The 8,431-nt window shown below is 64.5% G+C and carries 7 protein-coding genes and 1 pseudogene; 2 read left to right on the plus strand and 6 right to left on the minus strand.

Annotated elements, in window-relative coordinates; all coding sequences use genetic code 11:
- The 6 genes and pseudogenes from HMPREF0307_RS12595 to HMPREF0307_RS08185 form a co-directional block, all read right to left on the minus strand.
- Nucleotides 1-284 (minus strand): annotated as a pseudogene (locus tag HMPREF0307_RS12595) (DDE-type integrase/transposase/recombinase); the annotation flags it as partial.
- Between the two features lie 224 nt (nt 285-508).
- Nucleotides 509-1,123 carry a YdhK family protein gene (locus HMPREF0307_RS08160; RefSeq protein WP_046453122.1) on the minus strand — a complete coding sequence of 205 codons (615 nt, stop codon included), beginning with the start codon at nt 1,121-1,123 and terminating at the stop codon, nt 509-511.
- Nucleotides 1,124-1,170: 47 nt separating this feature from the next.
- Entirely contained in the window at nt 1,171-3,405 is a 2,235-nt protein-coding gene (locus tag HMPREF0307_RS08165) for a copper-translocating P-type ATPase (protein ID WP_082723287.1), read from the minus strand.
- Between the two features lie 51 nt (nt 3,406-3,456).
- Nucleotides 3,457-3,783 (minus strand): heavy-metal-associated domain-containing protein, encoded by a 327-nt coding sequence (locus HMPREF0307_RS08175; RefSeq protein ID WP_066491243.1) that lies wholly within the window; start codon nt 3,781-3,783, stop codon nt 3,457-3,459.
- A gap of 114 nt (nt 3,784-3,897) precedes the next feature.
- Nucleotides 3,898-5,025 carry a sensor histidine kinase gene (locus tag HMPREF0307_RS08180; protein WP_066491245.1) on the minus strand — a complete coding sequence of 376 codons (1,128 nt, stop codon included), beginning with the start codon at nt 5,023-5,025 and terminating at the stop codon, nt 3,898-3,900.
- Entirely contained in the window at nt 5,022-5,744 is a 723-nt protein-coding gene (locus tag HMPREF0307_RS08185; protein WP_066491258.1) for a response regulator transcription factor, read from the minus strand. The genes HMPREF0307_RS08180 and HMPREF0307_RS08185 overlap by 4 nt, the downstream gene beginning before the upstream one ends.
- A gap of 405 nt (nt 5,745-6,149) precedes the next feature.
- Here HMPREF0307_RS08185 and HMPREF0307_RS08190 point away from each other — a divergent pair, with 405 nt between their 5' ends.
- On the plus strand, nt 6,150-6,725 hold the full coding sequence (locus tag HMPREF0307_RS08190) for a CueP family metal-binding protein (RefSeq protein WP_066491250.1): 576 nt from the start codon (nt 6,150-6,152) through the stop codon (nt 6,723-6,725).
- A 71-nt stretch (nt 6,726-6,796) separates the two neighbouring features.
- On the plus strand, nt 6,797-8,278 hold the full coding sequence (locus tag HMPREF0307_RS08195) for a multicopper oxidase family protein (protein WP_066491253.1): 1,482 nt from the start codon (nt 6,797-6,799) through the stop codon (nt 8,276-8,278).
- The last annotated feature ends 153 nt before the right edge of the window (nt 8,279-8,431 follow it).

Below are 8,431 nucleotides of genomic sequence, written 5' to 3' on the forward strand. Positions count from 1 at the left end.
CCTGCCGTTGTTCCACTGTTGGCGGGCCGATTCCCTCGGACTTCCACTCGGCGATTGCCCTGGCTAGGGAGGGTGCTTTATCTGTGTTGATCACTCTGGGATACCCGGCTGGCGCATTGGATCTGAGGGCCTTGGCCAGGAAACGCTTCGCTGCGGCCACGTTCCGCTTCGGGGAGAGGTAAAAAGTCCAGGGTCTGGCCACCGGCGGTGATCGCCCGATAGAGGTAGCACCACCTGCCGCCGACCCGGATATAGGTTTCATCCACCCGCCAGGAACTGGCCTGTGGGCAGAGACAAAGCCCTGGAATGAACTCCTGTCACCAGGGTCATTCCAGGGCATATTTCCCCTGACTAAGAGAAGCAGTGACACAGAAGGCCTACCTCAGCGTGGGCCCTGTGGGCGTGCAGGTTCCGTGTGTGGCTGGTGTGCTGTGGCATGGTCGGCAGCGATTGATGACCGACCTTGGAGCGGGTGCCTTGTCTGGTCTCGCGGTTCAGGGTGGGTGGACTATTCGGCGGGTTGGATCTCGCTCTCGGTGACCCACTTGTGGTTGGTCATCGTCATCCCGTCGACGGTGATATCAACCATGTAGACCGTCTCCTCGGTGGAGTAATCGATGGTGGCCTCAGCACCCTTCATGCCGGACATGTGCTCGGCATCTAGGACAACGCTCGCCCCGTCGGGCAGGGGGGCCTGACCCGGATCGACGAGCTCCTCATGGACGACCCAGCGGTGGTCGGTAACCGGGGCCCCACCCTCGGTGGGGGTGTAGCTGACCGAATAGGTCGTGGTATCAAACGCCCCGGAAATGGTGGCGGTGGCGCCGTCCATGCCGGGCATGTGGTCAGCGGTGAGGATGACCTCGGTGCCCACCGGGTACGTGGGATCCTCGGCCTCTTCAATGCCTGCCGGCGGTGCCCCGCCGTCGGCAGGGTGGTCGTGCCCGCCGTGCTCTTCGTCGGCAGTGGTGGAGTCTTCCTGGTGGGTCTCGTGGGTCTCTGCGGTTGCCGTCGTGGTGCTGGTGGTGTCGGCATCGTCGGAGTTGTCGGCGGCGTCGCTGCAGGCGGTCAGCGCCAGGGTGGAGGTCAGTACCAAGGCGGCGAGGGTAATGCTGCGTTTCATGAGTGTTTCTTTCAAAGGTGGTGTGAGTTAGGAGTCGAGGGACAAGGTCAGTCAGTAACGGTTACGGGGGATATCGACTCACTGTGTTCCTCCTTCCCGTCGGTCGGAGCCAGGTGAGCCGGCTCCAGATCAATGCGGCGCAACAGCTGGGCGTTCAGGGCCACCACGATGGTCGAGGCAGACATCAAGATCGCGCCCACGGCCGGGGACAGCACGAACCCGATCGAGGCGAGCACTCCGGCGGCCAGCGGCACGGCGAGGATGTTGTAGCCAGAGGCCCAGATCAGGTTCTGGATCATCTTGCGGTAGCTGGCCTGGGACAGCTCAATCATCGACAGCACTGCCCGCGGGTCATCACTGGCTAGGACCACCCCGGCAGATTCCATGGCCACATCCGTGCCGGCACCGATGGCGATACCGACCTCCGCGCGGGTCAGAGCGGGGGCGTCATTGACACCATCACCGACCATGGCCACGCTCAGGCCACGCTCCTGTAACTGGGTGACCTTGGTGTCCTTGTCCTGGGGCAGGACCTCGGCGAAGACTTCATCGATCCCCAGGTCCTTGCTCACTGCCTGGGCCACCTGCTGCGCGTCACCGGTGATCATCGCGACCTTCACCCCGCGGTCCTGCAGGGCTTTGACGGCGGCGCGGGATTCGGGGCGGATCTTGTCCTCGACGGCCACGGCACCGATGATCTGACCGTCGCGGACAATATGGAGCACGCCGGCCCCACGCCCGGTCCAGGCGCTGGTGGTGTCGGTGAGCTCGGCCGGGGTGGTGAGGTTGAACTCGCGCAGCATGTTCGGCCCACCCACGAGGATCTCAGCGCCATCGACAGTGGCCCGGACCCCGCGGCCGGAGGCGGCGGTGAAACCGGTTGCGCGCAGTGGGCGGCGTGAGGCCTCCGGGTGTGCGGCCGCGGCAGCCACGATGGCGCGGGCCACGGGGTGTTCACTATCGGCCTCGGCGGCGGCGGCCAGGGCCAGCAGGTGCCCTTCCGAAGTACCGGGCACCGGGGCGACACCGGTGACCGCGTGCGCACCCTCGGTCAGGGTGCCGGTTTTGTCGAAGAGCACCACGTCGATGGTGCGCATCCGCTCGAGCGCCATCCGGTCCTTGATGAGCACCCCGGATTTCGCGACCCGCTCGCTGGAGATCGCAATGACCAGAGGAATCGCCAGGCCCAGGGCGTGCGGACAGGCGATGACTAGCACCGTAACCGTGCGCACCACGGCATCGTCTGGGCTGCCGATGGTGGTCCACACCACCGCGGTGATCAGAGCGGAGATCAGCGCGAACCAGAACAACAACGCTGCCGCCCGATCCGCCAGGGCCTGGGCCCGGGAGGAGGACTCCTGGGCGTCGGCAACCATGCGTTGGATCCCGGCCAGGGCGGTGTCCCCGCCGGTAGCCTCCACCCGGATGCGGACGGTGTTGTCGGTGGCCACGGTACCGGCGACCACCTTGTCACCGGTGTCGCGGAAGACGGGACGGGATTCGCCAGTGATCATCGCCTCATCGAATTCGGCGGCTCCGTCGAGGATGGTTCCGTCGGCCGGCACTCGGGCACCGGCCCTCACCAGCACGACGTCGTCGACGACCAGCTCGGAGATGGCCACGGTGCGGGTAGTCCCGTCGATGACTTTCTCGGCCTCATCCGGCAGCAGGGCAGCCAGCGCGTCAAGCGCGGAGGACGCGGCCCCGAGAGCGCGCATCTCCAGCCAGTGCCCCAGCAGCATGATGGTCACCAGCAGGGCCAGCTCCCACCAGAAGTCCAGCTCAAAACCGCCCAGCCCCAGAGTGGTGACCCAGGAGGCCACAAACGCCACGGTGATGGCCATGGCGATCAGGAGCATCATCCCGGGTTGGCGGGATTTCAGTTCTTTCCATCCGCCCTTGAGGAAAGGCATTCCGCCGTAGACGAAGATGATCGTGCCCAGCACCGGGGGGATCCAGGTGGAACCAGGGAATGCCGGGAGGTGGTAGCCGAGCAGGTGGGCGACCATGGGGCTGAAAATAGCGACGGGAATGGACAGAATCAGCGACCACCAGAAGCGGCCCCGAAACATTGCGGTACTGTGTCCGGCGTGTTCGCCGTGACCATGAACGTGGTGGTCTTCGTCCAGGGCGGAGTGCGGGTGATCGTGGGGCATCGCCTGGCCGTGGGTGTCGGCATCTGCGTGGTGTTCATGGCTGGCATGATCCGGGTGGTGGGTGTGGTCTGTTTCCGGAGCGGGGTGATCACCATGGTGAGCGCCCGAATGATTGGGAGTGCTCATGACGTTCCTTTCGCTCAACCCGGTCGGGGTCGAGATGATGGGTAAAACTGATCAGGATAAGACGGCGTAGCCGGCCTCCTCAATGGCCCGGCGAACCATCTCCGGAGGTACGACACCGGTGACCGTGACGGTGGAAACACCACCAGCAGCGAGATCAATCTGGACGTCGTCGACCTGGGGGAGGGCCTGAAGAGCCAGGGTCACGCTTTTCGCGCAGTGCCCGCAGGTCAGGCCGGTGACCTGGTAGCTAGGGGAGGACCCTCCTGCTGACGAGTCGCTGGCGGCAGGGATGGAGGCGGTGTCGGCACGTGAGGCAGGCCCGCAACAGCTGCAGCCGTGGGAGACCATCGGCAAGAGGCGGGGCGGGGAGGTGATCATGGGAAAGCTCCTACGGGTCGGTGGGATGCGGCGATGCTACTCTCTAACGTATACCCCCCCGGGGTATATTTTCAATGGGTGGAGGGCACGGCCCTCACGCGGGGCAGGGTGTGGTTACTGAGCAGCCTCCTCACTGTCGGGAGGGGACAGCGGGAGGCGGAGGGCAAACACCGCTCCGCGACCAGGTCCGGGGGAGGTGGCGGTGAGAGTGCCGCCGTGGGCCTCGATCAATGCCTTGGAGATGGTCAGACCGATACCGGCCCCGCCGTTGTCCCGGGTGCGGGCGGCATCCCCCCGGTAGAAGCGTTCGAAGATGTGTCCGAGCTGGTCAGGTGGGATGCCCTCGCCGTCATCGGCGACGTGGATGAGCGCGGTGGAGGCCCCCTGTCGGTGGACGCTGATCCGGACCTGCCCGCCAGCCGGGGTGTGCCGTAGCGCGTTCGACAGGAGATTGCTCATCACCTGGCCGAAGCGTTGCCGGTCCACGAGCACCCGGGCGGTGTCCGTAATGGTCTCGACCTGTAAATCGACGCCTTTGTCAGCATAAGCTTCCCCCGCGGCAGCAGCGGCGGTATGGAGCAGATCCCCGAGCCCTTCCTCCGCCAGGTCCAAATCGATCCGGTGTTCCTGGGCCCGGGAGACATCGTCAATGTCTTCCATCAACCGGGTCAGGCGGGTGAGTTGGTCAGCCATGATCGTGTGGGTGGCATTATTCCAGTCCACGACCCCGTCCTGGAGACCATCGAGGTAGACCGTGAGCACCGATAAGGGGGTGCCCATTTCGTGGGCCAGATCAGAGAGCATCTGGCGGCGGACCTGTTCGGTATGTTCCAGCCGGTCGGCCATGGTGTTGAAGGCATGCGCCAGGGTGGTGACCTCGGGGCCTGCTTTTCCGGCGGGCACGCGGATACGGGAGTTGCCGGCCGTCAGGCTGGTAGCGGCGCGGGTGAGATCCTGCAGGGGGGTGCGCAGACGACGCGATAACCACAGGCTGGCCAGCAGGGCGCTGATCAAGGCGGTGGGCAGGGCGACGGCCAGGGTGATCAGGTTGGCGCCCCGGTAGGCCTGCTCGGCATGGAACAGCTCCAGCGAGGGGTCCTCCTGGCCGGTCATCAACATATGATCATGGAACAGGGTCGGACCCACCATCGTGGCCACGGCCGCGGCCACCAGTAGGCTAATCACCACGACCAACACCTGGGCGGCCAGGAAGCGGAAGGTCAGGCCGGGTCCGTGATTCATGGTTGCCCCACCCGGTAGCCCACGCCACGCACGGTGTCGATAAACCCCCGGCCCCGGGTGTCGGTGCCGAGCTTGCGACGCAAGTTGCCGATGTGGACATCGACGATGCGTTCATCACCGACCCAGGTGGTGTCCCAGACCTCGGTGACCAGGTCGTGGCGGGTCAGCACCTGGCCGGGGCGCAGGGCCAGGGCAACCAGCAGCTCGAACTCCGTCCGGGTGAGCTCCACGGTCGTCTCCCCTACCCGCACCTGATGGGCGATGGGGTCAAGGATGAGGTCACCAACGATCAAGGGGGTGGTCACCTGCGGTGGGGTGGTGCTGGTGCGCGGGCGGCGCAGCACCGCATGCACCCGGGTCACCAGTTCCCGGATGCTAAAAGGTTTGGTGATGTAGTCATCCGCCCCCAGGGTCAAACCGTTGATCTTGTCGTCCTCGCTGCCCCGTGCGGTGAGCATGAGGATGTAGCAGTCCGAGAAGGTGCGGATCCGTCGGCACACCTCTAGGCCGTCGAGTTCGGGCAGCCCCAGATCCAGCACCACGACATCGGGGGAAAAGCGACGGGCCTCGTCCACGGCCTGGGTACCGGTGTGCGCCTGGAGGGTATCGAAGCCGGCCCGGATGAGGTAGGAAGCCACCATCTGAGCCAGGGGTTGTTCATCATCGACGACCAGCACCCGCCCCGGGGGCGTGGCGGTGGTCGGTGTGCGGTCAGCCATAGACCCCAGTATCGCTCCGGCTAGGGGGGGGAATACCACCCTCGCTCAGTACCCGGCGGGAAATCTTCATCAAATCTTCAAACATCACCCTTCGACCGCCGTCACCCCTGTGCCCCACCCCGGGCCGGCGGCATCGCCTCCCCTGGTCGGTTCAGCAGGCGCCACCAGGGATTTCACTGCCTGCACCGCATACCCGGGGCGGGTAGAAGGACATCGCCCACGGCTGTGGGGTGGTGTTCCGGTGGTGACCCAGCCCACCGAATTCACCCCCTTTTTCGCCCTGTTATAAGGCTGCGAGCAGGGTTTTGAATTCTAGTCCGTCAGGCACCCGTGCTAGATAAAGGTATGGCATCGACCTTGAGGCGGTGTCTTCTTATGGCCTTACCACGATCCAAGGAGATTGACGTGAAACGAGCAGCGATCGCAGCCGCCGCCCTTGCCCTCGCCCTCACGGGGTGTTCGGCCGCCGACCCGGAACCCACCGCTGACGGGACGGTGTCCCAGGATACATTCCTGACTGCCCATGGCCTGGTCGACATGGACGCGGTGGAGATCATTGATCACCTCGACCGGCAGAAGGTCACTGAGCGTCCCACGGATCTGATCGCCTCCGTGCGTGCCGATGAACTGCTGCTCTCGAGCGATGGCCAGGAAGTCGTGGTCGATCTTCCCGACAATCAGACGTATGTCTCGATCGCACCCTATCTCACCTCCACCCACGACTGCTTCTACCACAGCCTTACGACCTGCCGGGGGGAACTCGACAATGAGGATATCCAGGTCACGATCACCGATGAGGCGACCGGTGAGGTGCTGGTGGACGAGGCGACAACCACCTTCGACAACGGGTTTATTGGCTTCTGGCTTCCCGATGATGTCACTGGCCTGATTGAGGTCAGCTACCAGGGGCGTACCGGCACCGCGGAGTTTTCCACCGCCGACGACGGTGCCACCTGTGTCACGGACCTGCGCCTGACGTGATGGCTCAGCAGGGTCCTCACCTGCGCGTGTCTCCCGTATTACTGAAATCTAGCACCAAGGAAGGTTAAATCATGATGAACGGATTTTCCCGACGACAGTTTCTGGTCGGCGGGCTCGTTCTCGCCGGCACCGGGGCCGTGGCCGCCTGCACCAGCGACCCTGGACCCGCTGCCTCGGCACCAGGTTCTTCTCTTCGCCCCACTCCCACCCCTACTGCGCTCGGTGAGCCGACGGTGCGCCGGAAACTGACCGCCCGGCCCCTTTCTCTGGATATCGGCGGTATCGAAGCCAAGACGTGGGGATACGTCTCTGACACCGGGGATGCGGCCATTGAGGCCACCGCCGGCGACGTCCTCCAGGTCGATATCACCAATGAACTGCCTGAGAGCACCTCCATCCACTGGCATGGCATCGCACTCCACAACGCAGCCGACGGTGTGCCCGGCATGACCCAGGACCCCATTGAACCTGGCGAGTCTTTCTCCTATGTTTTTGAAGTCCCCCACGGTGGCACCTACTTCTACCATTCCCACACCGGCCTGCAGCTTGATCGCGGCCTCCACGCCCCACTGATCATCCGCGACCCGCAAGACGCTGAGGACCAGGATGTCGAGTGGACCATCGTGCTCGACGACTGGGTCGATGGCATTCAGGGCACTCCCGACGATGAGCTCGACAAGCTCACCGGAATGGGTTCGGGCGACCATAACGGGAAGAAGGGGATGGGAGGTCACGGCCATATGATGCACGGCACCCCGGACCGGGTACTGGGCGGGGATGCCGGCGATGTGATGTATCCGCACTACCTCATCAACGGACGTATCCCCCGTGCTCACCGGACCTTCGAGGCTCGCCCGGGCGACAAGGCCCGCCTGCGGTTTATCAACTCCGGCGGTGACACCATCTTCAAGGTGGCCCTCGGTGGTCACCGCATGACCGTCACCCACACCGACGGCTTCCCTGTCCAGCCCTGGGAGACCGAATCGATCTACCTGTCGATGGGCGAGCGTGTCGACGTTGAGGTCATCCTCGGCGACGGCATCTTCCCGCTCACGGCTTTGGCGGTGGGTAAGGACGACCGCGCCTTCGCCGTCATCCGCACCGCCGGCGGCCAGGCCCCCCACCCGGATGTCGACTTCCCCGAGTTGTCGTCCACCGGACTGCTTCTGTCCTCCCTGAAGCCAGCAGACCGTGCACTCCTGCCCGAGGGCACACCAGACCGAGAAGTCAGCATCGACCTGGGCGGGCAGATGATGCCGTATGAATGGAGCATTCTCACCGACGGCCAATCCTCCTCCGCGACCGTGCAGGAGGGCCAGCGCCTGCGGATGGTCATGCGCAACAGGACCATGATGCCCCATCCCATGCACATCCACGGCCACACGTGGGCGCTGCCTGGCAGCGGCGGACTACGCAAGGACACGGTCCTTCTCCGCCACGGTGAAACCATGATCGCCGACCTGATCGCTGACAACCCCGGCGAGTGGGCATTTCACTGCCATAACGCCTATCACATGGAAACCGGGATGGTCAGCTCGCTTCGCTACGAGTAACCTCCACAGCAGGGTTGAGTGCCGAGGTGGGCGGGGTGTCCCCCGAGTAGTGGACACGGCGTTGGTGTCAGGGTTGAGCAGTGTGTGCCAGGAGTCGATGGGTTTGAAGTATGCGTCAGTGAAGTGCCCCGGGTTTTGTTCCTAGGCATTTGC

Origin of the sequence: Corynebacterium sp. DNF00584, from assembly GCF_001552965.1 — a bacterium.
GTDB lineage: Bacteria > Actinomycetota > Actinomycetes > Mycobacteriales > Mycobacteriaceae > Corynebacterium > Corynebacterium phoceense.

Bases quoted from the DNA above. Each gene is read 5' to 3' on its own strand.
- HMPREF0307_RS08185 (WP_066491258.1), bottom strand. From the start codon at position 5,744: ATGGCTGACCGCACACCGACCACCGCCACGCCCCCGGGGCGGGTGCTG.
- HMPREF0307_RS08165 (WP_082723287.1), bottom strand. From the start codon at position 3,405: ATGAGCACTCCCAATCATTCGGGCGCTCACCATGGTGATCACCCCGCT.
- HMPREF0307_RS08175 (WP_066491243.1), bottom strand. From the start codon at position 3,783: ATGATCACCTCCCCGCCCCGCCTCTTGCCGATGGTCTCCCACGGCTGC.
- HMPREF0307_RS08195 (WP_066491253.1), top strand. From the start codon at position 6,797: ATGATGAACGGATTTTCCCGACGACAGTTTCTGGTCGGCGGGCTCGTT.
- HMPREF0307_RS08180 (WP_066491245.1), bottom strand. From the start codon at position 5,025: ATGAATCACGGACCCGGCCTGACCTTCCGCTTCCTGGCCGCCCAGGTG.
- HMPREF0307_RS08160 (WP_046453122.1), bottom strand. From the start codon at position 1,123: ATGAAACGCAGCATTACCCTCGCCGCCTTGGTACTGACCTCCACCCTG.